Genomic DNA, 25,262 nt, shown 5'->3' with positions numbered 1-25,262 from the left:
AATACGGCGAATCTGCGGGCTGTCGACCTAGTCTGGTCGTGTGCGGCACGACAACACCGAAGACGACGAGCGTGCGGGCGCGACGGTGAGGCCGATCGTTCCCGGCGACATCGACTCGCTCGCGCCCGGAGTGCATGTCACCCACGCCGCGCAGCCGACACGGGACGCCATCGTCCGCCAGGCGGCGGACCTCGGCGGTCCCTCTCCGCTGCTGCGGTACCACGACATCCCGGAAGCGGGAATTGAGATCACCAAGGCCCATCCCGGCAGCCTCCCGCAGTTCATCACGGGCCGCTCCACGCTGCTGTCCGGACTGTTCCGCGACGAGGTGGCCCTCCGCACAGCCCGCATCGCGGCCGAGCGGATCACCACCAAGAACCTGGAACTGCGCGCAGTGCGGGGCCTGGATCCGGTGCATCTGGCCGTGGGGCTGGCCTCGTGGCGGATCGGCGGCGTCTCCTATACCGCGCCCGTGCTGTTGCGCCCGCTCGCCATCCGCCGTCATCAGCACGACTTCGAGCTCAAACTCCACGGCAACTTCCAGATCAACCCTGAGCTCGTACGCGCAGCGCAGGAGCACTTCGGCATCACGATCGACGGCCCGAGACTCGCGGCGCTCGCCTACGACGGCGGGGTGTTCAAGCCGCAGCCCGTGATCGATCACCTCCGTCGTGCCACCGCCCGCATCGACACGTTCTCCGTGCACCCTCGTCTGGTGGTGTCGGTGTTCGCCGACGTCGCCAGCGCGATGTCCCGGGACGGTTCGCTGGATCACCCGGTGCTGAACGCGCTCGGCGGCCACCAGGACGATCGGGCCCGGCTGCGGGCGGCGCGAGGGGATGTGGTGCCGACCAACCCGGACACCCGGGCGCCGGCTGCCGACACGCTGCTGCTGGACGCCGACTCCGAGCAGGAGCGGGTGCTCGCGCGCATCATGGCGGGGCAGTCCCTCGCCATCACCACGCTTCCGGGAACCGGCGGCACCCAGACGATCATCAACGCCGTCGGCTCGCTGGTCGACTCGGGCAAACGTGTGCTTGTGGTGAGCGCGCGTCGCTCGACGCTCGACGGCATCCGTCATCGCCTCGCGGGTGTCGGTCTGGACGCGCTCGCCATCGCACCCGCCGCGGTGCGCAAGGACCTGATCCGCGCCATCGGCCGCAACGAGAAGGCGGAGCAGCCGCAGGTGGCCGATGTGGACGAGGCGCTGGTGCGCCTGCGTGCGATCCTCACCGACTATCGTGCCGCGCTGTCCGCGCCGCATCCCGTCTTCGGCGTGTCCGCGCTCGACGCCACCCGTGCGCTGTCGGCGCTCGCGCAGAAACCCACCGCTCCGAACACCGCAGCGCGTCTGGACACACGCGCCCTGCAGGCTCTCGCCAGCGGACGTCGGGAGGCCGCGGAGAAGCTCACCCTCGCCGCACGCCTGGGCGAGTTCCGCTTCGGGCCCGACGATTCGCCCTGGTACGGCGTCAGCTTCAGCACGACGGCATCGGCCACGGACGCACACGCCCTGGCCGCGCGTCTTCACAAGAGCGATGTGTCGAGCCTCCTGGAGCGCGGCTACGAGCTGATCGCACAGACGCGCATGCGTCCGTTCCTCACCGTCGACGAGCTGGGGGAGTACCTCCGGCTGCTGCAGGGCATCGGCGAGTCCCTCGACAAGTTCCTGCCCACCGCGTTCGAGCGTCCGCTGGGCGAGATGATCGATGCACACGGCCCGCGGCGCGGTACGGCGGAGATGAGCAACGCCAACCGGCGGCGCCTGAAGAACCTGTCGCGGGATCTCGTGCGCCCCGGCGTCCACGTCGCCGATATGCACGCCGGGCTGCTGCGCATCCAGCAGCAGCGCACGCAGTGGCAGCGCTACGTCGAGCAGGGCGCCGTGCCCGAGGTCCCGGTGGGCCTGCACGACGTCACGGTGGCATGGCAGCGCGTGCACGCCGATCTCGCCTCACTCGACACAGTGCTCGGCCGCGCCGGCACCGCGCGGTTGTCGGCCATGCCCGTCGCACAGCTCGTGCGCACGCTCGCGGGCCTGGCCGCGGAATCCAAGTACTTCGACAACCTCGTGGAGCGGGCGAGCCTGCGCACCGAGCTCGCGCGCCTGGGCCTGGAACCCCTGCTGGAAGAGCTCTCTGTTCGCCACGTCGACGAGGAGCGGGTCAGCGACGAGCTCGAGTTCACCTGGTGGCAGTCGGTGCTGGAACACCTGCTGCAGAACGACCGGCGCCTCCTCGGTGCGAACACCTCCATCGTGGATCGGCTGGAGCGCGATTTCCGCCTGGTCGACGAGGCGCACAACGCCGCCTCCGGTCCGCTGCTGGCTGCGCGCCTCGCGACCGACTGGCGCATCGGCATCGTGGATCACCCCGACGAAGCGATCGGCCTGAAGCACACGCTGACGCGAGGCACACCGAGCCCGGGAGAGCTGGTGCGGGTCGCGCCCCACCTCGCCGACATCGTCGCCCCGGTGTGGATCGCCTCGCCCTACGAGGTCCCCTCGCTGGGCGATGACGTCCGCTTCGATGTGGCGATCATCGCCGACGCTGGTGCCATCAACCTGGCCGAAGCGGCCCCGGCCATCCGTCGCGCACACCAGATTGTCGCTCTCGGCGACCCGGCCACCCAGGCTCCGACGCCGTTCCGCATCGCCACATCGGATGACGGCGAGTGGGAGCCCGAAGACCCCTTCGACGTCACCAGCGTGTTCGAACGGCTCGCGGAGGTCGTCCCGGTGGAGACGCTCACGCGCAGTTACCGCGCCGGCGGCGAGGACCTCGCCGAGCTGGTGAACGACGCGTTCTACGGCGGTGAGATCGTGTCGCTGCCGTGGGCGGGGTCGTACCTCGGTCGTGGCAGCCTCAGCGTCGACTACGTGGAGGGCGGCTTCGGCGCGCCCGATCCCGACTCCGGTGCGGTGGAGAGCACCGATGCGGAGGTGTCCCGTGTCGTCGCCCTGGTGGTGCAGCACGCGGTGAAGCGTCCGCGCGAGTCGCTGATGGTGGTCACCGCGAGCAGGCGGCACGCCGAGCGGGTCCGTCGCTCCGTGGCTGCGGCGTTCGCCGGTCGCTCGGATGTCGCGGACTTCGTCTCGCGCGACGCCGGCGAGCCGTTCGCGGTGCTGACCCTCGAAGAGTCGGTGGCGGAGAGCCGCGACCGCGTGATCTTCTCGCTCGGCTTCGGTCTCACCAAGCACGGCCGTGTGCTCAGTGATTTCGGCGATCTGTCCACGCCCGACGGAGAACGCCTCCTGACGGTCGGGATGACGCGGGCGCGGCGCTCGATGGTGATCGTGTCCTGCATTCAGCCGTCCGCCTTCGATGACGGCCGCCTCGAGCACGGTGCCGCCACGCTGATGGGCATTCTCGCCGGCGTCGACGAGCGAGCCGCCGAGGTGTATCCGGAAGAGGACGTCGATGTGCTCACCCGCGGGCTGGCGCGCGAGCTGCGACAGCTCGGAGCGGATGTCGAGCTCAACTACCGTGGCATCCTCCCGCTCGTGGCACGCCACGGCGACAAGGCCGTGGTGGTGGAGAGCGATCCGGACGTGGCCGACCAGTCGCTCCGCGAGAGCGTCCGGCTGCGCCCGCAGGCGCTGCGCAAGCTCGGCTGGCACTACGTGCGCGTGCACGCCTTCGACCTGTACAGCGACCCCGCCGGTGTCGCTCAGCGCATCGCGGTGCTCCTCGGTGTGGAGCCGGCGCCTTCGCGTGGTGACGAGACGCAGCCGATCGATGTTCAGCCGGTCGATGGGAACTGATCCGGCGAACCCGCGGCAGCGCGTGGTCCGGGTCGGCCCGCGCCGCGCGAAGCTGACGGCAGCGCCCGGCACCTTTGCCGAACCGGCGGTCACGCAGGACGAGGCCGCGGCGCCCGTGTCCGCGGGTGAGGGGCCCAACGATGCGCGACTGCGCCAGGACGTCCCGCCGCACTACTGATGGCACGAGAAAGGGCGCCGACCGACGTCGGCGCCCTTTCTCAGACGTGTTACGCGCGGTCCTTGGCGAGCAGGTCGCGGATCTCCGAGAGCAGCTCCTGTTCGCTGGGCAGGGCGATCTCCTCTTCGACGGAGGTGCCGGCCTTCGCGGCCTGACGCTCCTTCCACTTGTTCATCGGCAGCACCAGGCAGAGGTAGACCACCAGGGCGACGGCGAGGAAGTTGATGATCGCGCCGATCACCGATCCGATCCCGAAGTCGGTGGTACCGCCCTGGAGGTTGGGAACGGTCCACACCAGGCTGTCCAGGCTCTTCACCGAGAAGAAGAAGGCGATCAGGGGATTGATGATCCCCTCGACCAGCTTCGTGACGATCGCGCCGAACGCGGCGCCGATGACGACCGCCACCGCGAGATCGATGACGTTTCCCTGCAGGATGAACTGCCGGAATCCCTTGATCATGTTCTTTCCCCTACCCAATCTCCGTGCGAGACCGCTACGCGGAGGCCGTAGCGGAAGACGAACCCGTCTCAGCCTTCGATGATGACGCAGCGCTTCCGCCGCCGCCAGAGGACGCGCGGGAGTCCGTGCGATAGAAGCCGCCGCCGTTGAAGGTCACCCCGATCGATCCGTACTGCTTGCGCAGCGCTCCGCCGCATTCCGGGCAGACCGTGAGGGCGTCGTCGCTGAAGGACTGGACGGCATCGAAGCGGTGGCCGCACTGCGTGCAGGCATAGGCGTAGGTGGGCATCTGAGTGTTCTTTCGTGAATGGCGCCGCGACGAGGTCAGCGGGCGCTGGAGGTGAGGGCGATGATGGTGGTGGGAGTGACGATGCCGTCGACCGGCTGGTCGTGCGGCTCGCGGGGAACCGCGTCGAGAACCTCGTTGTCGTACACGACCGCGTACACCGGCGGGCACTTCTGCATGGAGCCGAGCGTCTTATCGAAGTAGCCGCGTCCCCACCCGAGGCGTGTGCCGTCGGACCCGACCGCTGCAGCCGGCACGATCATCAGGTCCGCATCGTCCACGGCCATGGGCCCGAGCAGCTCGCCCTCCGGCTCGGAGAGCCCGAACAGGCCCTCGTACTCGCCGCCGTCCGGTGTGGCCACCGTCCAGTCGAGGAGACCGTCCGCTCGCGTGACGGGTAGCAGCACGCGGATGCCGCGCTCCATCGCGTCGTTGATGAAGGTCCGGGTGCCGGGCTCAGCGGGGGAGGAGAGGTAGCAGGACACCGTCCGGGCCCCGACGCGCTCGACCAGCTCGTCCAGCCGCCCGGCGATGTCGGCAGTGGCCTGATCGCGCTGGGACTCCGACAGCGACTGCCGCCGCGTCCGGATGTCCGCGCGCAGGGCCTGCTTCTCGTCCGCGATGTGTCTCACCATACCCCCGAGTCTACGGCGCACGACGGCGCATCCTTTAGAGTGGTTGAATGTCTCAGTCTCGTATGAAGGCGGTCATCCCTGCCGCCGGTCTTGGAACGCGCTTCCTTCCCGCCACCAAGGCGATGCCGAAGGAAATGCTTCCGGTCGTCGACAAGCCCGCCATCCAGTACGTGGTGGAAGAGGCGGTCAACGCCGGGATCGATGACGTCCTGGTCATCATCGGGCGCAACAAGAACGCGATCTCGGACCACTTCGACGCTGTCCCCGAGCTCGAGAGCAAGCTCGTGGAGAAGGGCGACGACAAGAAGCTGCAGCAGGTGCTGGCCTCCAGCGACCTCGCGGACATCCACTTCGTGCGCCAGGGTGAGCCCAAGGGGCTCGGCCACGCCGTCCTGCGCGCGAAGGCGCACGTGGGCGACTCCTCGTTCGCGGTCATGCTCGGCGATGACCTCATCGACGAGCGCGATCCGCTGCTTCCCCAGATGATTGAGCAGCACGCCAAGCGCGGCGCCGCGGTCGTCGCGCTCATGGAGGTCCCGCGCGAGCACATCCACCTGTACGGCGTCGCCGCCGTCGAGCCGACCGAGGATGAGGGCGTCGTCCGCATCACCGGCATGGTGGAGAAGCCCTCCGCAGAGGACGCTCCCTCCAACCTCGCCGTCATCGGACGGTATGTGCTGGGTCCGGACATCTTCGATGTCCTCGAGCACACCGAGCCGGGCAAGGGCGGCGAGATCCAGCTCACCGACGCGCTTCAGGAGCAGGCCGCCGATGCCGAGGGCAATGGCGTGTTCGGCGTTGTGTTCCGCGGTCGTCGCTACGACACGGGCGCCAAGATCGACTACATCCAGGCCATCGTCCAGCTGGCCGTCGCCCGGCCCGACCTCGGTCCGGAGCTGCGCGACTGGCTGAAGGACTTCGCCGAGACCCTCTGAGTCTGACCCGTCGCCCCGTGGAACCGCAGATCGCGAGCAGGCACGGGTCCGTCTCGCTGCGGCTGGTGAACCCGCGCGACGCACGGATCCTGCAGCACGAGCTCCTCTCGAACCGCTCCTGGCTGAGTCCGTGGGAGGCGACGCTTCCGGGCGGTCCGGTGTCCTTCGACATGCGCAGCGGCGTGCGCCGGCTCCTCCAGCAGTACCGGGAGGGAGCCGGCGTCCCGTTCGTCATGGAGTACGACGGGGAGATCGCCGGCCAGCTGAACATCTGGGGGATCGCGCGCGGATCCCTGGCGTCGGCGACGATCGGGTACTGGGTGTCGGAGCGTTTCGCGGGGCGGGGGATCACCACCATCGGGGTCGCACTCGCCACCGACATCGCCTTCACCCAGTTGCGCCTGCACCGCATGGAGATCTGCATCCGGCCGGAGAACCACCCGTCCCGGCGCGTCGTGGAAAAGCTCGGCTTCCGCTACGAGGGCCTGCGGCGGCGCTACATCCACATCGACGGTGACTGGCGGGACCACTACGCCTACGCGCTCACGACGGAAGACGTGCCCCGCGGAGTCCTGAACCGCTATCTCCTCGGCGCGGTTCCGCGCGATGCCGCTGCCGTGCCTCCCGCCGATCGGATCGGTCCGGCGTAGTCCGACACGCCCAAAGCATCACCGGGAGCGTTGTCCGGCTCCCATATCGTGGACGCATGGGCGGAACGGTACTCGGCGGCGGTGTGATCCTGGCGATCGCACTCGTCCTCTGGTTCGTGTACCTCGTGCCCGTCTGGCAGTCGCGCAGCCGCTTCAATGCCACCGAGCGGAATGCCGTGCGACTGAACCAAGCGCTTCGGGTGCTGGCGGAGACCGCGGAGAACCCGGAAGAGCTCCAGCTCGAGCTGAACGCCCGCACCGCGCACGAACAGGCCCGACTGGCGCGCGCCGTGGAGGCGGAGCGTCTGCGGTCGGAGCGCGAGCGCGTCCGCGCCGCGGCTGCGGCCGTTCGTGAGCAGCAGCGCGCCGAGGCCCTTGTGCAGAAGGAGCGTGACCGGGTCGCAGCCGAGCAGGCACGCATCGACAAGGAACGTCAGCGGTCGGAGCTCGCCGCCGCGCGGGCGAAGCTCATCGCCGAGCGTCGTGCTTCGGCTGAGCGTCGTGCCCGGGCCCGGCGCACCACGCGTCTCGTCGCCACGCTTCTCACCGTCGCCGGGCTCGGTGGGCTTGTCGCCGGCGTCTGGCAGATCGTCGTCTCGGCGGGCACGGGATTCGGTGGTCTGGTGATTGCCGGAGGCGTGGTGGCCGTTGTGGCGGGAATCTCGGTGCTGCAGCGCATGAACCGGGTCGCACGCCGTGCGGTGGTCCGCTCGGCGGCAGTGGACACGGTCGAGGCCGTGCCGGTGGCCACCCCGCGTCCGGCCGTGGTCGTGCCGGTCGTCGAGCGGGTGCCGGAGTGGCAGCCGCGCGTTCTTCCTCGCCCGCTCAGCACCGTGACCGGCACGTCGGCCGCCGCGGCCCAGGACGCTCGCGACGCCCGGGAAGCACTGCGCCGCGCCGCGATGGAAGAGGCGGCACGTCAGCGCGCAGCCGAGGCGGCTCCCGTGCCGATTCGTCCCGTACGCCCCGAGGCTCCGCAGCGACCTGCCGCGGCCTCACCGTACGCCCGCATGGGCGTCGTCAGCGACGAGGAGATCGAGGCGCACGTGCGCTCGCTCCTCGCCCGCCGCGCTGCGGGCTGAGTATCGCGCTGCGGGTTCAGCCTCCGCGTGGCGGGTTGAATGTCGTGTTGCGGCTTGAACGTCGTTGAATGTCGCGTTGCGGGTTGGATGTCGTGTTGCGGCCTGGGTGCCGCGTTGCGGGGTCAGGCCGCGCTGGTGGCCGGATGTCGCGCCGTGGGCCGGGCGCCGCTGCGCTCGTCAGTGCTGCCATGCCGGCGGATGCTCACGCCGGAGTGGACACCGACCGACGCGTCAGGCATGCAGGAGGCGTCCGCCGCCGATCACGATCTCGCGCGCGGGGGTGCGCACGAGGGTGTCCATCGGGTTCTCCGCGTCGATGAGGACGATGTCTGCTCGCGAGCCGACGACCAGATCGTGGACCTCGCGACCGACGAAGCGCGCTGCGCGAGAGCTGGCGATCTCGACGACGCGCAGCAGGTCCTCATCCCGGACCACGCCGCCCGCGCGAGCGTACTGCCAGGCGATGCCGAGCAGATCGCCGGTGCCGTAGGGGCTCCAGAGGTCGCGGATGCCGTCGGTTCCGAAGGCGAAGTCGACGCGCGCCTCGGCGAACTCGTGCAGCGGCAGCTGGGGTAGCCGCAGCGGTGCGACGGTGCTCCACGTGATGTCGAGCTGGCCGAAGGTCTGCAGCAGGTCGCGTCGGCGGGTCTCCGGGATCTGCGCGATGGCGAACCCGTGCGCGACGTTCACCCTGCCCTGCAGGCCATACCTCTCGGTGCGCTCCGCGATCAGCTCCAGCTCGAACGCGCCGAGCTCGCCGCCGTCGTGGAGATGGATGTCGATGCCGCAGCCGTGCTCGGCGGCGATGTCGAACAGCGCGTCCAACTGTCCCACCGGGTCCCGGTCGATCGCCGCGGGATCCAGCCCGCCGATGAACTCGACCCCGGCTGCTGCGGCCTGGGCGAGCAGGTCCACGACGCCCGGGCGGCGCAGCACGCCGTCCTGGGGGAAGGCGACGATCTGGAGCCCCAGAGCCCCGTCGAACTGAGCGAACGCGTCCCGGACGATGCTGATGCCGTCCAGACCCAGACCGAGGTCCACGTCCACGTGCGTGCGAAACGCGGTGGTTCCGGTGCGGACGGACTCATCGAGCACGGCGCGGGTGATGTCGATGCTGGGGATCCCCAGCTCGCCGCGGCGCTCTCGTTCGTGCCGGATGCGGCCCTCGGTGCTCTGCTCGCCGCCGTAGGACTGCCAGGGGTGTCCCCACCACGACTTGTCGACGTGGGCGTGTGCATTGATGAGGCCCGGAATCGCCAGCAGGCCGCGACCATCCACCGTACCCGGCGCGCTCTCCTGCTCGGCGGCCGGCGTGATCTCGGTGACCACGCCGTTCTCGTCGATCCGGATGTCGGATGCCTCGCCGCCCCAGGGGCGGACGTTGCGCACGAGGCGGACGGGAGGGAACGGCGTTGTCGTCATGGTTCGATTCTCGTCGGTCGGGAGCACCCGTGCGAGCGTGCTAGGCTGAATCTGTTCACGGGCCTATGGCGCAGTTGGTAGCGCGCCTCGTTCGCATCGAGGAGGTCAGGGGTTCGAATCCCCTTAGGTCCACCATGATGCTCTTACTCGAACCCTCGACAAGAGCAATGAGATTATCGGACAGTACGTCCAGGGAGAGCCCGCCGGTATCGGCGGGCTTTTTCGTTTGCCCCGTGCCGTCGGGGGTGGCGTCGTGCTGCTCGCGTCGCGCCCCGTGAACGAGTGCTCGGGCGTCTGGGCTGTAGATGACGTCGAATGGTGCCCGGGAGATCGCGTCGACGTGGTGTTGGCCGTTGTCGTCGGTGGTGACGAGGAGTTTGTCGAAGAGGAGCTGGTTGAACATGCGGCGGATGTGCTCGGGGGCTTGCCGGTAGGTGTTTCCGGCGTGCTGGGCGATGTCGAGCGCGATCGCGATGAGTTCGTCGGCTTCGGCGAGGTCGGCGGTGAGGTTGCTGAGGCTGCGGTTGGTGGCGGCCAGTTCGGTGTCGAGTCGCTTCTGTTCGGCGCGGAGCATCTCGATCGGGATCGCGTCGTTGTAGTGGGCTTCGAGGAGTTTGCGTTGGCGACGTTCGATGGTCTGCTTCGTGTTCTCGAGCTGCTCCCTTTCGGCGTCCGTGTCGGCGCGAAGCTGCTTCAGTCCGTGCCGGAGGAGTGTTTCGAGGTCGCGGCGGAAGTCGGGTGTGAGGCTGATGCGGTCGTAGAGGTCCTGGATGAGGTCTTCGGCGTGTTCGATCTGGATGGAGCGGAGGGTGCAGTCGGTGCGCTTGGAGTGTCTGCCGAGGCAGGAGTAGTACGGGTAGGTCTCACCGTGCCTGTTCTTCACCACCTGGACAACCATGCGGAAGCCGCAGTGCCCGCAGTACATCGTGGATTTGAGGTAGTGGTCGTGCTTGATCGACCGTTCGCCGTTGATCTTCTCTTTCAGGATCGTCTGGACCTTCTCGAAGGTTTCGCGGTCGATGAGCGGGGTGTGGCTGCCGGGGTACTCGACGCCTTTGAACGTGGTGATGCCGGTGTAGTAAATGTTGGTGAGCATCGAGTGCACATGACGGATCTCGACCGGCTTCTCCACCAGCCGCGCGGTGGGCACCGTTGTCAGCCCTCGCCGGACGAGTTCCTTGGTGAGGGTGCGCACGGAGTGCTCACCGGTGGCGTAGGCGTTGAACGCCCAGGTGACCAGTGGTGCGCGCCTGTCGTCGACGGTGACGGTACGGTTCTCGCGGCCGTTCTCGATGGTGCGGGTGTTGAGGTAGCCGATCGGTGCACGGCTGACGGAGCCGCCGTTCTTGACCTTCTCGCTCATGCCCTTGATGACTTCGTTGGCGAGGTTACGGGAGTAGAACTCGGCGATCGAACTCATGATGCCGTGCAGGAGGACCCCACCGGGGGTCTGGTCGATGTTCTCGCTGGTGGAGACGAGCCGGACGCCGAGTTCGTTGAAGCGCTGATTGAGGGTGACGTCGTCGGCGCGGTTGCGTGCGAGACGGTCCAGCTTGTGCACGATGACGTAATCGATGTTGCTCTGCTCGGCTTCGAGGTAGCGCAGCATTTCTTGGAGCGCGGGCCGGTTGGTGGATGTGCCGGAGACGCCACGCTCGACGAACTCTTTGACGACCATCGCGCCGACGGCTTGAGCCTTCTTCTTGTTCGCGTCGCGCTGCGCGGGGATCGAGAAGCCTTCCTCCCTGCCGCCGCGTTCCGCTTGCTCGCGCGTCGAGACGCGCAGGTATGAGACGGCTCGCTTCGGGGTGAAGCTCTGAGTGAGCGCAGCGAAGGGGTCTGCGGCGGTGAGCGGGCTGGTGGTGTATGGAGTTGTGGTCATGTTTCCATTGACGCTCTCTTGCCCGTGTGAGTCCAGCGCGAAATCATCCGCCTGGTCAGGGTTTTCCACAGGACGCTGATGTGCACCGGGGTCAGGGCTATCGGATGAAGACATACACTTCACCTCCTCGCTCGTGGAACTCGAAGTCGCCGCGCAGATGCTCGAGCATCGCGGCGCGGTCGAAGACGAGGATGTTGTTCGGGATCGCCCATTCGCGGAGGGCGTGGTCGCGGGCATCAGCCCAGCCGAGGCTGTCGATGAAGTCGTCGATGAACTGGTCGATGCGTTCGTACGAGCCCCAGTGCAGGTTGGTGAAGTCCGACTCCATATCGCTGATGGTCTCGACGCCGTTCCAAACCGAATCGAGGTAGACGTCGAACGCTGTGCCGTGTTCACGGCGGAGCCGGTCGAGCTCGCGGGCTTCGTGCCGTGTCGTCGGCTCGGGCGGTGCGCGTCGTTCGGGGGTCGTCGGCGGAGTTGTTCTGTTTTCGGCGTCAGCGGGTGGGTAGAAATTGTGTTCAGGTTTCATAGGGGGTGTTCTCCTTCCTGGTGTTGTTCTGTTTCGTGAGCGGCGGGCCGTCACGGATGATCTCGGGCAGTTCATCGAGGGTGAGCACGGTGAACATGTCCTGCGGGAGCTCGGCAGCTTCGAGGTGTGCACGCAGTTGTGTTCGACGTTTCGCGGTCGGGACGATCCACAGCACTGCGGGGAACGCGCCGCTGGATCGCTGCTCTGCTCCGCTGCGGCGGTAGCGCACGTATTGTCGGCATTTCGCGATCACCCGGGCGGGGTTCTCCGTGGCGCGGTCGACCTCGATGAAGTAGCGATCCAGATACTCGGTCGTGGTCACGCTCATCAAGAGGTCGGGTCGCAGTGTGAGGCGTTCGCCGTGCGGCCCGAGGTAGTTCCTCCAGCAGGCGGGCTCGGTCTCGACCCGTAGCTCTGCGCCCGGGATCTGCTGGATGGTCTCGTTCGCGATGATCCGGGTTTCGGCGATCGCGAGGAGGTGTTCTAGGAACGTCGTGGAGATGAGGTTCGGTCGCTGTCTCGTGCCGCTGTGTCCGGTGGCCTGCCGGTGGCCGGTGGTGGTGAGCGCCCAGATGGATGGTGTGGAGCCGTGCTGCCATCCACCGATACGACGCTCCAAGCGCAGCAGCTGGCCGTGCTGCTCGAGCTTGGACAGGTGCCGCATCGTCTGCCGTCGCGCAGACCGGGAACTTCCGTAGTGTTCCCTCGTGAGTCTGGCGAGTTGCTCCGTCGTCGCGAAGCGCAGCTCGAGCAGATGAGCGAGAAGCTCCTGATAGATCGGATGGTCAAGTGAAGCGGTCATGACTGGAGTCCTCCGCCGTTGGGGACGGCCGGGTGACCTGGGATGACCGGGTCAGTCACGTCCCGCTGCCAGCACCCTGCCCCGCGACGTCCGGCAAGCCCGTGTCTGTTGGGCGCGGTGATACGTCTCCCGGTGCGTCTCGGTCGAGGACGGCCATTCATCGTCGACTCCTTCCCACTGGGCCGTCGTCGGCGTCTGTGAAGTCGGGTGTGGTCGGGGCGATGAGCTCACGGATTTGTTGCTCGGTGATAGTGGCGGCGACGCCGTAGCGTTCGTGCGCGGCGGCGTAGATGGCTGCTGGGTCGCTGATACCTGCCGGTGGCGGCGCGGTTGCGATGCTGATCCAGCCGGTGGCTTGACCGTGCTGCATTACGTTGACGTACGCGTGGTATTTCGGCAGCAGCAGAAGATCCTGGGCGTCGAGACCGGTGGCGTGCTTGGCGATGGTGGCCGCGTCGGTGCCGCCGAGGCCGAAGTAGATCTTGCTGCGCGTGTTGGTCTCGACCGAGGCTTGCATGGCCGGGGTGAACTGCTTCAGGTATTGGTTCGCGACGGTGAACGCGGCACCGAGGGAGCGGGCCTGGGCGAGGGCGTCGGAGAGGTCACCGGGGATGCCTGCGAGGAAGTCGTGGATCTCGTCGATGTAGATGCTGACGATGTGCCGGTGTTGGAGGCCGTAACGTTGCCTGGCGAGGATCTTTGTCCACAGCTGCCCGATGAGGAGCGTGCCGAGCAGTCTTGCGGCGTCGGCACCGAGCAGGCCCTTGTTGAGGTTCACGACGACGATGCGTCGCTTGCTGAACAGGTCGGTGAGGTCGAAGCGGGGATCGCTCTGCCCGAGCATCGCCCGCAGCCCAGGTCGCAGGATCAGTTGGCGGAGCTTGTTCAGCACCGGGCCGATCTCTTCGGCCTGCTGCGCAGGTGACTTCGCCTCGTACTGCTCCCAGAACCCTCCGAGCCCGATCGGATCGTCGATGTTCTTCAGCACCTTGCGTCGGAACGCGGGGTTCGTGAGCAGCGGGGCTACCCAGAGCAGGTTGGTCCCGTCGATCTGCGCGAGCGTGTTGAACACCGCCGTGAAGATGTCCGCAGAGCGGATGCCCCAGTGCTTCGCGAAGACCGCTTCGAAGGTCGCCAGCAGTGTGTCGGCCGTAACCGAGGCCTGACGTCGGTGACCGGCGAGCGGGTTGAACCCGACCGGAGCGGCGTTCGTCGGGTCGATGACAACGACGTCGTGTTCTCGGTTCTTCGGAACGTGTGCGAGGACGCGATCAGCAAGGTCTCCCTTCGGATCAAGGACCAGCACACCGCGCCCCGCTGTGATGTCGGCGGCGATGAGGCCCAGCATCACAGTCGACTTTGCCGAGCCGGTCGGCCCGAGCAGATGAGTGTGGAACGCGGCGTCCCGGATCGGGATGCCAACCGACTCACTATGTCCCGGTGCGCTGGCAGTGCCGATGATCCGGTCTGTTCGCACAAGCGCTTCGGGCGGTGGGAGCTGGCGTGGGTGGAGTGTCCCGAGTAGTGGCAGTGGCGGTTCGCCGATCGGCCAGCCGGTCAAGCCGATGACTTCCCCGCTGGTCAACGTGAGTGGCCATCGCCAGGGCAGCGCGGCTCTGTTGAGGTGCGTCGCAGAACCGGTCATGGCGCTGATGCGGCTGGTGGCGGATTCGAGGACACGCAGCGCACCGATCACGTCACCGACGAGCTGCTTCGCTCGCGGGGCGGCTGCGCCGGTGATGCCGACGCGTACGCTGAGAGAGAAGCCGTGCTGACCGTCTCGTCGTTTCGACGTCATCCCGGTTCGTGGTGGAACCGCAAGCACACGGAGCCAAGCGCCGAGCGATTCTCGCGGCCGTACGGGCGGTGTGTGACGTCGACCGAGCAGCAGCTGCAGGACGACTTCTTCCTCCCCGTGGAGGCGCGACAGTGCCCCGTAGAGGCCACGAATACTTGCGGTGACCTTGGCGGCCTCGAGGCTGAGGTCGGTGCCGGTGACGCGCAGGTCGGCCGCGTACAGCACCTCGCCTCGGTGCCGGCGGGGAGTATGCGCACGGACCGTGAGGTGTGCGCGGAGCGAGTCAAGTACCGTGTCGATGCGGGTCGGCTTGACCGCGATCAGCCACCGCAGCCCCGTCTTCGTTGCGCGGGCCTCGAGCACGATCGGGCCGAGCATGGACGAGGCGGCCAGGTGTTCCAGTGTGGCGTGGACCGCGTCGGGGGTGAGCGTGTCGGGCCACGTGAGTTCTTGCCACTCCCACTCCTCGTGTTTAGTGTTACTCGTCATGCCCGCCCCCTTTCTGCTCGGTCGTTGGTGCCGAATTCTGCTTCCGTGTATGAGCCGCTCGACGGGTTTCGTCAAGATGCATCGCGAGTAGCAGCAGAACCCTGGCCAGGCCTTCCCGGTCGACCTTGTCCTTCCAGATCGGGGTGAGACGGTGGCGCCCACCGGCCCGGTTCTTCTTGCGGTTCATCGTTGACCTCCTGTCCGAGAGCTCAGGGCCAGGTGTTTCGGCGTCGCCACCACCACAGCAGCCCGCCGACGATGACGACCGTGAGAGCGATCAGGGCGAGGATCCACCAGATGCTCTTGATCAGCTCGATTGTGAGGACGAGCAGGATCACGCCGCCGAACAGCAACAGGCAGGTCCTCCAGAACTTCTCCGCGAGCGAGCGCGGCCCGGTATCGCCCTGCATGCTTCACGCCCCTCATTCCTGAGTCTCCGCCACCGCTGCCGGGGCGTCGTTGGGTTGGTGGTCGGCAGGTACGGGGTATCCCCATTTCGCGAGCGAGATCGTGGCGTCGCACTCGTTTCCCCAGATGTCCCAGTGCTTGCTCGACGGTGCGGGACGACGAGCGAACAGTTCGAGGAATGGCCCGTCCCCCGCCGACGAGCCGTTCGACGATGAGGTGGATTTCCTCGGGCTTCCGGCTGTGGGCCTGCAGGGCATGCATGCCCCAGTTCGGCTGACCTTTGAACGCGACTTTCGTGCCCTTCCCGCGTACGCCGAGGAGCAGCAGCTCCCCGGAGTTGCGGAAGGTGTTGCCGAGCATGAGACGGGGCTTGGCCCAGAAATAGAAGCTCGTGTACCGGTATCCCCAGGCTTCGAGGACCTTGATGCCCAGGGGGACGGTCGCGGTGGTGACCCACAGGAAGCAGAACGAGTTCTCCGCCATGATCTCCTGCATGGCCTCACCCATCCCAAGGATGCGCTCATCGGTCATGAGGTCGTAGTGATTGGCCGCGCCGAGGTCGCCCTTCTGCTGCAGCGACCACGGCGGATCGCACAGCGCCGCACGGAATGTCCCCGGCAGCGGCGTCTTGTCCGGCAGGTTGTGATTGATGTGAATGCTCATACGCAGACTCCTCCTTTCGAGAGGTAAAAGTTGATGGATCGGCCCGCCAGCAGCGGTCGAGCTGGGCGGTGTCAGCGCCCATTACGCACCTTGGCGACCGGACCGTGAAGACCACGCCGCGGCGCACCTCATCTCGATCCGACACAGCGGTGACCGAGGTAAGCCACGGCGGGCGGTGCGGTGAAAGCCGTCGTTGTGAAATAGGCAACGATGCGCTCTCGCTGAGGGGCTACGAGCGAGGGAGATCGGTGCGCCCGGTCGTCAGGAACATCGCTCGCGTCAACGCCTTGGATGCCTCATCACGGTCGGTCGCGAGGTCGTCGGCGAGGGAGAGGATCGTCTGCCGGAGCTGCTCGGACTTCGCGTCCAGTTCCGCCTCGATCCGTGTACGACGACGCTCCTGCCACGCCTCGTACTCGTCCCACAACACTTCGACCACACACAATGCGACGAAGGCGGTAATCGCGACCAGGAGAACGAGTCCCGCGGCAACCGCGATCGCGGCAAGGGATTCCATCACAGGCCCCGAGCGATGCGCTGGCCCGCGCCGATGGCGTATCCGGCGATGATCGCCTCGTAGAACTGCGCACCAGCCGGGGCGATCTTCATCTGCGCCTCCGCCTGCGCCACCAGCGTCGCGACGTTCGTCATCGCCTGCGACGCCAGGAACGCGTGCCCCTGCTCCCGCACCGCCGCGATCTCCGTGGACGCAGCAACCTGCTCCACCTCACGTTTGGTCTGGCGCACCAGGCTCCCTGTGATCTTCTGCCCCTGCTGGGTTGTGTGCCCACCGAACAGCGGCACCACCTGATTGCTCGACATGTTGCATGTCCTTCCGGTTGAAGAGAACCGCCCCGGATTTCCGGGACACTTCGACCGTAGAAACTCGCCCGAGGGCACTCTGAAACTCGGAATAAAGTTGGAAGCGAACACGGGTGCGAGGCGGAGGTGATGGCGTGAGACTCGATGAAGACGATGTCGCCACCCTTCACCAGCAGCTCGCCTGGTTGAGCAAACGCGAGGGCTTCGTCCAACGTCGCCTCGCCCAGGCTGGGATCGTCGACGAACTCCTCCGCGACTCCCTCGAGGACAGTTTCGAGCGCCTCCGGCACCGCTTCATCTCCGCCATCCACACCCTGCCCGGTGAACAAGCAGACCTGCTGCTCGACGTGTTCGCGCTCACCCCCGACACACACCAGGTGCCCGAGCTGATGCACCGGCGACAGATCCACGGCGACAAGATCGGACGGAAAGTCGACACCGTTCGCACGCGAGAGACCGCCGCCCTGAAGGCACTGCACTCGCGTCTCGTCACCGGCCGCTACGCGCAGGCCCCGCTCGTGCTCGACGTGCCCGAGATGCACGGCGGCATCATCTATGAAGAGACCAGCACCCTCATCGTCGTCGAGAACCGACGCTGGCAAGCCACCTACGAGCACTACCGGTTCGCGAACATGGCAGGCGAACTCGACTACGTCACGATCGGCCGCTCCTATCCCGGCGTCGTGACCCCCAGCAACAAGGGCGACTTCAAGGTCAACACCCGCCCGGTCGACGGCGCGGGCTGGAACGACCACTTCTGGCACCTCAACACCGCCCGCACGGCGACCGAGCCGATGCAAGACCGGACACGCTACGACCTGCGCGTCCGCATCACCCCGCCCGAAGACGTCAGCGAACCGGAGCCGATGACTCTCGCCAGCCGGGCTCTCCACCACCGGTCACTGCTGTTCACCATCCGCGTCGGGTTCATCGGGGACCAGCCCGCCAGCATCTGGAAGTTCGAGGGAGCAAGCCCGTTCGCCCGACCGCACGCCGCCAACGAGTACAACCGCGTCCAGCTCGACGCCCGCGGCACCGCGACCCTCACCCTGCGTGACGTCCACGGTGGCCTCTTCAACGGCTTCGCCTGGAACTGGGACACCTGACCGAAGCGGCAAGGTCTTCTCGAAAACCGCCGGTCATGAGATAATCACAGGTAGATCGCAGCGCCCGGTCGACGCGACACATGCTCCCGGCTGCATCACACCTCAAGCCCATGCAGGGCATGGCATCCGAACAGTGTCAATGCCTGGCGCTACGGTGAGATTAACCCGCAAGCACAACTTAAGACGCGCCCCAGGCGCAGGAGACGAACCACATGGCACCGACCACCAAAGAAGGACAACGCGCCGAACTGCACAAGACCATCTGGCGCATCGCGAACGACCTCCGCGGCTCCGTCGACGGCTGGGACTTCAAGTCCTACGTGCTCGGCATGCTGTTCTACCGGTTCATCTCCGAAAACCTCACCGCCTACATCAACAAGAGCGAACGCGAAGCAGGCGACCCGAGCTTCGACTACGCCCGGCTCGGCGATGCGCAAGCCGAGTTCGGCCGCAAAGAGACCGTGGAGGAGAAGGGCTTCTACATCCTCCCGTCTGAGCTGTTCCAGAACGTCCGTAAGCGTGCTGCGAACGACGCGAACCTCAACGAAACCCTCGCTCGCGTCTTCAAGAACATTGAAGGCTCCGCTGTCGGCACCGACGCCGAGGACGACCTCAAAGGCTTGTTCGACGACCTCGACGTGAACAGTTCTAAGCTCGGCAACACCGTCGCGAAGCGGAACGAGAAGCTCGTGAAGCTGCTCGATGCGATTGGTGACCTGCCGCTGGGGAACTTCGAAGACAACTCGATCGACCTCTTCGGCGACGCGTACGAGTACCTCATGCAGATGTACGCCTCGAGTGCGGGCAAGTCTGGTGGCGAGTACTACACGCCGCAGGAAGTCTCTGAACTGCTCGCCCGTATCACCGTGGTCGGCAAGACCCAGGTGAACAAGGTCTACGACCCCGCTGTCGGATCCGGATCGCTGCTGTTGAAGTTCGCGAAAGTCCTCGGCAAAGACAACGTGCGACAGGGCTTCTACGGCCAGGAGATCAACCTGACCACGTACAACCTCGCCAGGATCAACATGTTCCTGCACGACGTGAACTACGAGAAGTTCAACATCGCCCATGGTGACACCCTGACCGACCCCGCTCACTGGGATGACGAACCGTTCGAGGCCATCGTCTCCAACCCGCCGTACTCCATCAAGTGGGACGGTGATGCGAACCCGCTGTTGATCAACGACCCGCGCTTCGCACCAGCTGGTGTGCTCGCACCGAAGTCGAAGGCCGACCTCGCGTTCACGATGCACATCCTGTCGTGGCTCGCCGTCAACGGCACCGCCGCGATCGTCGAGTTCCCCGGCGTGCTCTACCGAGGCGGCGCGGAACGGAAGATCCGCAAGTACCTCATCGACAACAACTATGTGGATGCCGTCATCCAGCTGCCGCCGGACCTGTTCTTCGGTACGACGATCGCGACCTGCATCATCGTGCTCAAGAAATCCAAGACCGACAACTCAGTACTCTTCATCGACGCATCCGCCGAGTTCAAACGCCTCGGGAACAAGAACAAACTCACCGAAGCCAACCAGCAGCACATCCTCGACACATTCACCACCCGCGAAAGCGTCGACCATCTCGCCGCACTCGTGTCGAACGAAGACATTGCCGCGAACGACTACAACATCGCCGTCTCCTCCTACGTCGAACAGAAACACACCCGCGAGACAGTCGACATCACGGAACTGAACGCCGAGATCGCACGCATCGTCGCCCGCCAGCAAGAACTCCGCACCTCCATCGACGAGATCGTCGCCGACCTGGAGGACACAAAGTGAGCCGCATCGACGAGCTGATTGTGGAACTCGCGCCAGGGGGAGTTGAGGTCAAGGCCTTAGGCGAGGTTGGCGAGTTCATCCGTGGCAACGGCCTGCAGAAGGCTGATCTTCGTGATGCTGGATTTCCTGCAGTCCACTACGGACAGATTCACACGCACTACGGCGTGTGGGCGACGGAAACGAAGTCGTTCACCGATGAGAACATCGCAGTGAAGCTACGCCATGCGCGGCCAGGGGACCTGCTTATCGCGACGACCAGTGAGGACGACGACGCTGTCGCAAAGGCCACGGCGTGGCTCGGTAACACCGATGTTGCGCTGAGCGGCGACGCGTACATTTACCGACACGAACTGGAACCAAAATACGTGTCCTACTTCTTCCAGTCGACCTCATTCCAGGACCAGAAGCGTCGGTATATCTCGGGCACCAAGGTTCGTCGTGTCTCAGGTGATTCCTTGGCGAAGATCCGAATCCCCGTGCCGCCTCTCGAGGTGCAGCGGGAGATCGTGCGAATATTGGATCAGTTCACTCAGCTGGAAGCGGAGCTGGAAGCGGAGCTGGAAGCCCGCCGCCGCCAATATGAGCATTACAAAGACGTACTGTTGACTTTTCCCGAAGAAACTCAATGGGGATGTGTGGGGGACGTTTGCCGGGTATTTGGCGGTGCCCCGTTCAAGTCTGAGTACTTCAACGATCTCGGTGATGGCCTGCCTGTCGTGCGTATCCGGGACATCAACAGCGGGTTCAGCGGAACATTCTATTCCGGGCCTTTCGACGAGAAATATTTGGTTCACAATGGCGACGTCTTGATAGGAATGGACGGGGACTTCAAGACAGTTCGCTGGGCACATGGAGACGCTGTCCTCAATCAGCGCGTCTCCCGCTTACAAGATTTCGACGACGAGAATGATCCTTCTTTCATCTTCTACCTCGTCCGTGACGCCATCAAGCGCATCCAGGATGCGACCCAGGCGTCGACCGTGAAGCACTTGTCGACTAAGCAGATTGCAGGTATCCGGATACCACTCCTTCCGCTTGACGAACAACGGGAACGTTCAGCGGTTCTCGATGATTTCGATGCTCTCGTGAACGACTTGAGTATCGGCCTCCCCGCCGAGCTTGCTGCGCGTCGGAAGCAGTATGAGCACTACCGTGACAAGCTGCTGACCTTCAAGGAGGCAGCATGAGTGACGCAGCCCCGCGAAAGTATGATCCGATTGCTGTCTCGTCTGAGAGCACGGTCGTTGCTGAGTACGTCCCTGACGTAGCTGGTGCGTCGTCCTATCAGTCTGAGGCGGATCTTGAGCGTGAGCTGATCCGGTTGTTGCAGTCTCAGGCGTACGAGTATCTGCCGATCACGTCGGAGGCGCAGCTGGTGGCGAATCTGCGTACCCAGCTCGAGGCGTTGAACACGATGACGTTCTCCGACCCGGAGTGGGAGCAGTTCTTCTCTGAGCGGATAGCGGGCGCGAACGACGGCATCGTCGAGAAGACGGTACGGATCCAGGAGGACCACGTTCAGCTGCTGAAGCGGGATGACGGTTCGGTGAAGAACATCCTGCTGATCGACAAGCAGAACATCCACAACAATCGTCTGCAGGTCATCAACCAGTACGAGATCGGTCAGGGCGACGGCGGTTCGGCGCGTTCCAACCGGTACGACGTGACCGTGCTGGTGAACGGTTTGCCGATGGTGCACATCGAGTTGAAGCGTCGCGGCGTTGATATTCGTGAAGCGTTCAATCAGATCGATCGCTACCAGCGCGACAGCTTCTGGGCGGGCAGTGGCCTCTTCGAATATGTCCAGTTGTTCGTGATCAGCAACGGCACGCTCACGAAGTACTACTCCAACACCACACGTCGTCAGCATCTCAGTGAAGCGGCTGGGTCGAAGCGGGTGCGGAAGACGTCGAACAGTTTCGAGTTCACGTCGTGGTGGGCGGATGCGCAGAACAAGCCGATCCAGGACCTGTCTGCGTTTGCGAAGACGTTCTTCGCCAAGCACGCCCTGCTGAACATCCTGACGAAGTACTGCGTGCTGACGGCTGACCGGATGTTGCTCGTGATGCGCCCCTACCAGATCGTCGCGACGGAGCGAATTCTGCAGAAGATCGACATCTCCACCAACTACAAGACCCTCGGCACCGTCGCCGCGGGCGGCTACGTGTGGCACACCACCGGCTCCGGTAAGACCCTGACATCGTTCAAGGCTGCGCAGCTCGCGTCGAAGCTGCCGAGCGTCGACAAAGTGCTCTTCGTCGTGGACCGTAAAGACCTCGACTACCAGACGATGCGTGAGTATGACCGGTTCGAGAAGGGCGCGGCGAACTCCAACACCTCGACGGCGGTGCTCAAGAAGCAACTTGAGGATCCGGGTGCGCGGATCATCATCACCACGATCCAGAAGCTCTCGACGTTCATCGCCGCGAACAAGGGGCATGCGATCTACGACGGGCATGTCGTGATCATCTTCGACGAGTGCCACCGGTCGCAGTTCGGTGACATGCATACCGCCATCACGAAGGCGTTCAAGCGGTACAACCTCTTCGGGTTCACGGGAACGCCGATCTTCTCCGCCAACTCCGGTAGCGGCGGGAACCCGCAGCTGAAGACGACTGAGCAGGCGTTCGGCGAGAAGCTGCACACGTACACGATCGTCGATGCGATCACCGACAAAAACGTGCTGCCCTTCCGGATCGACTACGTCAACACCATCAAGGTTGGCAACGTCGCCGACAAGCAGGTCTCGGCGATCGACACCGAGAAGGCGCTCCTCGCACCGGAGCGCATCAGTCAGATCGTGAAGTACACGCTCGAACACTTCGACCAGAAGACCAAGCGCGCGGAGCACTACACGCTCGGGGAACGTCGCGTGCGTGGTTTCAACGCTCTGTTCGCAACTGCATCGATCGAGGCCGCCCGAACGTACTACAACCACTTCCAGTTGCAGCAGGAAGGCCTGCCATCAGACAAGCGGTTGAAGGTCGGTCTTATCTACTCGTACGGTGCGAACGATGCTGTTGAGGATGGCGCGCTTGACGAGGAGGGCTTCGACACTGGTGCACTGAGCATGGATGCGCGGTCGTTCCTCGAGGATGCGATCCAGGACTACAACGACATGTTCGGCACGTCCTTCGACACCTCCGCCGACCGGTTCCAGAACTACTACAAAGACCTCTCGCTCAAACTCAAGACCCGCGAGATCGACCTGGTCATCGTCGTGAACATGTTCCTCACCGGCTTTGATGCGACCACGCTGAACACGCTGTTCGTCGACAAGAACCTGCGCGCGCACGGGCTCATCCAGGCGTACTCACGCACCAACCGCATCCTCAACTCGGTGAAGACCTATGGCAACATCGTCAGCTTCCGCGACCTCGAAGACGAGACCAACGACGCAATCGCGTTGTTCGGAAACAAGGACGCTCGCGGTGTGGTGCTTCTCAAGCCGTACAGCGAGTACTACAACGACTACGCCGAGAAGGTCACCGAACTGTTCAGTACCTTCCCGCTCGGCCAGCCGATCATTGGTGAAGCCGCTCAGAAGGAGTTCATCAAGCTGTTCGGTGCGATCCTGCGCCTGCAGAACATCCTCACCTCGTTCGACGAGTTCACCGGCAACGCCATCCTCACTGACCGGCAGAGTCAGGACTACCGCAGCGTCTACCTCGACCTGTATGCGGAGTTCCGCAAGGACAAGGACGCCGACAAGGAACAGATCAACGACGATGTGGTCTTCGAGATCGAGCTGATCAAGCAGGTCGAGATCAACGTCGACTACATCCTCATGCTCGTGCAGAAGTACCGGGATGAACGTGGTGACGGCGACGACAAGGAGATCCGCGCGGAGATCTCTCGCGCCGTGGACGCCAGCCCGACCCTGCGCAACAAAAAGGACCTCATCGAAGACTTCGTCGACTCGCTCTCGGTGGACGGTGAGATCGACCAGGAATGGCGCGCCTTCATCGCCGCCAAGCGCGAGGCCGAACTCGACACGATAATCACAGAAGAGAACCTCCGCCCCGACGAGACCCGCGTCTTCGTCGAGACCGCGTTCCGCGACGGACAGATCCGCACCAGCGGCACAGCAATCACGAAGGTACTGCCGCCGGTATCACGCTTCTCCGCCGACGGCGGCCACGGCGAGAAGAAGCAACGGGTCATCCAGAAGCTGGGCGCGTTCTTCGAGCGATTCTTCGGGCTGAGTGCAGGATCGGATGGCTGATGAGCGCGTACGACCCGTTCTCCGCGAGCAATATCAGTGACCTCGTGCGGGCTAACCTTATAGACGGTCAGGTTCGGGTCGTCACTCATGAGGGTGTCCAGAAGGAGTTCAAAGAGTCCTTTACCTGGGGATCAATCGGCCTCTATGCGCGGACTATGGCCGCATTTGCGAACGCACGTGGAGGTTACCTTATCTTCGGCGTTACAGATCGGCCCAGGATCGCCACCGGTCTCAGCGTTCGGAGTCAGACTGCCTTTGATGAACTAGATCGCGCGAGGTTGACGAGTGGCCTCAATGAGTTGTTTTCCCCTGAAATCCACTGGGATAGCAGTCTTTATCGGATTCATGGAGTTACACTCGGCCTCATTTATGTTTTTGAAAGCGATAACAAGCCTGTAATCGCACGCAAGGCTTCGCAGGCACAGAACGCGAATCTCCTCGAAGGTGACATTCTCTATCGATACAATTCAAGAACCGAGCGCGCGAAGTTTCCTGAACTTAAACGCATAATTGACGATGCGAAGTCGCGCGAACAGAAGTCGATGATGAGGCACATCGAGGAGTTGGTTAAGGCAGGCGCATCTAATGCCGCAGTGCTTGATTTTAGCTCAAGCACCCTACAGGGGCCAACTGGCGAACGAGTTCTCGTTTCGCAGGAGCTGCTCGACAAGATTTCGTTCATCAGGGAGGGCGAGTTCACGGAAGTCGAAGGAGCACCGACGCTCCGCCTGATTGGTGATGTGGTGCCTACCAACACGATCACTCTTGGGAACGAGCGAGTTGTCATGCACGCCATGACGACTGAAGACGTGATTTCCGACTTTCTCGACCAGACACATGGGGGAGATCCGCGAGAATATATTCGTCAAGCGGCATCTGGTAGTACATCATTTGTGCCGATGCATTTTTACCGTGTCGCCGCGCAGATGACTGTCGCTGGACTTATAGATTATGTTTCGGATATCAATACTCGTTCGCAAGCAAAGGCCAAGTTGCTTAGTCGTCTCCGAGCGGGTGAAACGATGAAGGTCCCGGCTCCATCACGATCGCAACAACATCTATCAACCGTTATGCGTAGGAGCTTCTACGAACGGCTCCTAAATGGCGACATTCCTTCCGTTCCGTTCGCCGATGCAAGTGAAGCCAAGAGCTTTATGGACGCGATTCGGTCGCTCGATGATGCGCTCATTGTGGACCAACACGAGCAGTTGATCGAAATCCTCAAACACTGCTTCGAGCAGTACTATGGTTCTGCCGGACCGATCGCCGACTCGATCCGCCGTGCGGCTTGCCGTATAGATGAAGCCCTGTATGGAGCCACTGAACCATCAGAATGATGGGATTCA

General features: G+C 64.5%; 21 protein-coding genes, 1 tRNA gene and 1 pseudogene. 11 read left to right on the top strand and 12 right to left on the bottom strand.

What is annotated here, in order from left to right; all coding sequences use genetic code 11:
* Positions 1-40 precede the first annotated feature (40 nt).
* Both ACIQJ5_RS10750 and ACIQJ5_RS10745 read left to right on the top strand, forming a co-directional pair.
* Positions 41-3,763 (top strand): AAA family ATPase, encoded by a 3,723-nt coding sequence (locus ACIQJ5_RS10750; protein ID WP_402843690.1) that lies wholly within the window; start codon positions 41-43, stop codon positions 3,761-3,763.
* A complete protein-coding gene (locus ACIQJ5_RS10745; protein WP_402843687.1) occupies positions 3,753-3,941 on the top strand; it encodes a hypothetical protein in 189 nt (62 codons plus the stop codon). Before ACIQJ5_RS10750 ends, ACIQJ5_RS10745 begins: the two co-directional genes overlap by 11 nt.
* Before the next feature lie 49 nt (positions 3,942-3,990).
* Here the strand turns inward: ACIQJ5_RS10745 and mscL are convergent, their stop codons facing one another.
* Genes mscL through ACIQJ5_RS10730 form a run of 3 tightly spaced genes read right to left on the bottom strand, consistent with a single transcriptional unit; the run spans position 3,991 to position 5,322 of the window.
* Positions 3,991-4,401 (bottom strand): large conductance mechanosensitive channel protein MscL, encoded by a 411-nt coding sequence (gene mscL / locus ACIQJ5_RS10740; protein ID WP_402843684.1) that lies wholly within the window; start codon positions 4,399-4,401, stop codon positions 3,991-3,993.
* A gap of 34 nt (positions 4,402-4,435) precedes the next feature.
* Positions 4,436-4,690 (bottom strand): FmdB family zinc ribbon protein, encoded by a 255-nt coding sequence (locus tag ACIQJ5_RS10735; RefSeq protein WP_402843681.1) that lies wholly within the window; start codon positions 4,688-4,690, stop codon positions 4,436-4,438.
* A gap of 35 nt (positions 4,691-4,725) precedes the next feature.
* Positions 4,726-5,322 carry a 5-formyltetrahydrofolate cyclo-ligase gene (locus tag ACIQJ5_RS10730; RefSeq protein WP_402843678.1) on the bottom strand — a complete coding sequence of 199 codons (597 nt, stop codon included), beginning with the start codon at positions 5,320-5,322 and terminating at the stop codon, positions 4,726-4,728.
* Between the two features lie 47 nt (positions 5,323-5,369).
* Here ACIQJ5_RS10730 and galU point away from each other — a divergent pair, with 47 nt between their 5' ends.
* Genes galU through ACIQJ5_RS10715 form a run of 3 tightly spaced genes read left to right on the top strand, consistent with a single transcriptional unit; the run spans position 5,370 to position 7,989 of the window.
* The gene (gene galU / locus ACIQJ5_RS10725) at positions 5,370-6,257 is read left to right on the top strand and encodes a UTP--glucose-1-phosphate uridylyltransferase GalU (RefSeq protein ID WP_231092219.1); all 888 of its coding nucleotides are present in this window, start codon (positions 5,370-5,372) and stop codon (positions 6,255-6,257) included.
* Between the two features lie 17 nt (positions 6,258-6,274).
* Positions 6,275-6,907 (top strand): GNAT family N-acetyltransferase, encoded by a 633-nt coding sequence (locus ACIQJ5_RS10720; protein ID WP_402843675.1) that lies wholly within the window; start codon positions 6,275-6,277, stop codon positions 6,905-6,907.
* 56 nt (positions 6,908-6,963) lie between these two features.
* Positions 6,964-7,989, top strand: coding sequence for a large exoprotein (locus tag ACIQJ5_RS10715; RefSeq protein ID WP_402843672.1), 1,026 nt, complete (start codon positions 6,964-6,966; stop codon positions 7,987-7,989).
* Positions 7,990-8,220: 231 nt separating this feature from the next.
* On the opposite strand, the gene ACIQJ5_RS10710 is transcribed toward ACIQJ5_RS10715, so the two are convergent.
* On the bottom strand, positions 8,221-9,411 hold the full coding sequence (locus ACIQJ5_RS10710; protein ID WP_402843669.1) for an amidohydrolase family protein: 1,191 nt from the start codon (positions 9,409-9,411) through the stop codon (positions 8,221-8,223).
* Between the two features lie 59 nt (positions 9,412-9,470).
* On the opposite strand from ACIQJ5_RS10710, the gene ACIQJ5_RS10705 reads away from it, so the two are divergent.
* Positions 9,471-9,546 (top strand) — tRNA-Ala (locus tag ACIQJ5_RS10705).
* 688 nt (positions 9,547-10,234) lie between these two features.
* On the opposite strand, the pseudogene ACIQJ5_RS10700 reads toward ACIQJ5_RS10705, so the two are convergent.
* From ACIQJ5_RS10700 to ACIQJ5_RS10665, 8 genes and pseudogenes are all read right to left on the bottom strand, one after another.
* Positions 10,235-11,293 (bottom strand): annotated as a pseudogene (locus ACIQJ5_RS10700) (recombinase family protein); the annotation flags it as partial.
* 97 nt (positions 11,294-11,390) lie between these two features.
* The gene (locus ACIQJ5_RS10695; RefSeq protein ID WP_402843667.1) at positions 11,391-11,621 is read right to left on the bottom strand and encodes a hypothetical protein; all 231 of its coding nucleotides are present in this window, start codon (positions 11,619-11,621) and stop codon (positions 11,391-11,393) included.
* Between the two features lie 190 nt (positions 11,622-11,811).
* Positions 11,812-12,624: a replication-relaxation family protein gene (locus tag ACIQJ5_RS10690; RefSeq protein WP_402843664.1), complete on the bottom strand. Its 813-nt coding sequence runs from the start codon at positions 12,622-12,624 to the stop codon at positions 11,812-11,814.
* Between the two features lie 157 nt (positions 12,625-12,781).
* Positions 12,782-14,911: a type IV secretory system conjugative DNA transfer family protein gene (locus tag ACIQJ5_RS10685; RefSeq protein ID WP_402843662.1), complete on the bottom strand. Its 2,130-nt coding sequence runs from the start codon at positions 14,909-14,911 to the stop codon at positions 12,782-12,784.
* A complete protein-coding gene (locus ACIQJ5_RS10680) occupies positions 14,901-15,098 on the bottom strand; it encodes a hypothetical protein (protein WP_402843659.1) in 198 nt (65 codons plus the stop codon). Before ACIQJ5_RS10680 ends, ACIQJ5_RS10685 begins: the two co-directional genes overlap by 11 nt.
* A complete protein-coding gene (locus ACIQJ5_RS10675) occupies positions 15,095-15,982 on the bottom strand; it encodes an MT-A70 family methyltransferase (protein WP_402843658.1) in 888 nt (295 codons plus the stop codon). Before ACIQJ5_RS10675 ends, ACIQJ5_RS10680 begins: the two co-directional genes overlap by 4 nt.
* 229 nt (positions 15,983-16,211) lie before the next feature.
* Entirely contained in the window at positions 16,212-16,499 is a 288-nt protein-coding gene (locus ACIQJ5_RS10670) for a hypothetical protein (protein WP_402843655.1), read from the bottom strand.
* Positions 16,499-16,804 (bottom strand): hypothetical protein, encoded by a 306-nt coding sequence (locus ACIQJ5_RS10665; protein ID WP_188589013.1) that lies wholly within the window; start codon positions 16,802-16,804, stop codon positions 16,499-16,501. Before ACIQJ5_RS10665 ends, ACIQJ5_RS10670 begins: the two co-directional genes overlap by 1 nt.
* A 134-nt stretch (positions 16,805-16,938) precedes the next feature.
* Between ACIQJ5_RS10665 and ACIQJ5_RS10660 the strand changes: the two genes are divergently transcribed.
* The 5 genes from ACIQJ5_RS10660 (at position 16,939) to ACIQJ5_RS10640 (ending at position 25,253) form a co-directional block, all read left to right on the top strand.
* The gene (locus ACIQJ5_RS10660) at positions 16,939-17,910 is read left to right on the top strand and encodes a hypothetical protein (protein ID WP_402843654.1); all 972 of its coding nucleotides are present in this window, start codon (positions 16,939-16,941) and stop codon (positions 17,908-17,910) included.
* Positions 17,911-18,122: 212 nt separating this feature from the next.
* Positions 18,123-19,691, top strand: coding sequence for a type I restriction-modification system subunit M (locus ACIQJ5_RS10655; RefSeq protein ID WP_402843651.1), 1,569 nt, complete (start codon positions 18,123-18,125; stop codon positions 19,689-19,691).
* A complete protein-coding gene (locus ACIQJ5_RS10650; protein WP_402843648.1) occupies positions 19,688-20,878 on the top strand; it encodes a restriction endonuclease subunit S in 1,191 nt (396 codons plus the stop codon). The genes ACIQJ5_RS10655 and ACIQJ5_RS10650 overlap by 4 nt, the downstream gene beginning before the upstream one ends.
* A complete protein-coding gene (locus ACIQJ5_RS10645) occupies positions 20,875-23,916 on the top strand; it encodes a type I restriction endonuclease subunit R (protein ID WP_402843645.1) in 3,042 nt (1,013 codons plus the stop codon). Before ACIQJ5_RS10650 ends, ACIQJ5_RS10645 begins: the two co-directional genes overlap by 4 nt.
* Entirely contained in the window at positions 23,916-25,253 is a 1,338-nt protein-coding gene (locus ACIQJ5_RS10640; RefSeq protein ID WP_402843642.1) for an ATP-binding protein, read from the top strand. Before ACIQJ5_RS10645 ends, ACIQJ5_RS10640 begins: the two co-directional genes overlap by 1 nt.
* The last annotated feature ends 9 nt before the right edge of the window (positions 25,254-25,262 follow it).

Source organism: Microbacterium sp. GXS0129 (genome assembly GCF_044769785.1).
GTDB lineage: Bacteria > Actinomycetota > Actinomycetes > Actinomycetales > Microbacteriaceae > Microbacterium > Microbacterium nymphoidis.
This window is presented reverse-complemented; position numbering and strand designations above follow the sequence as displayed.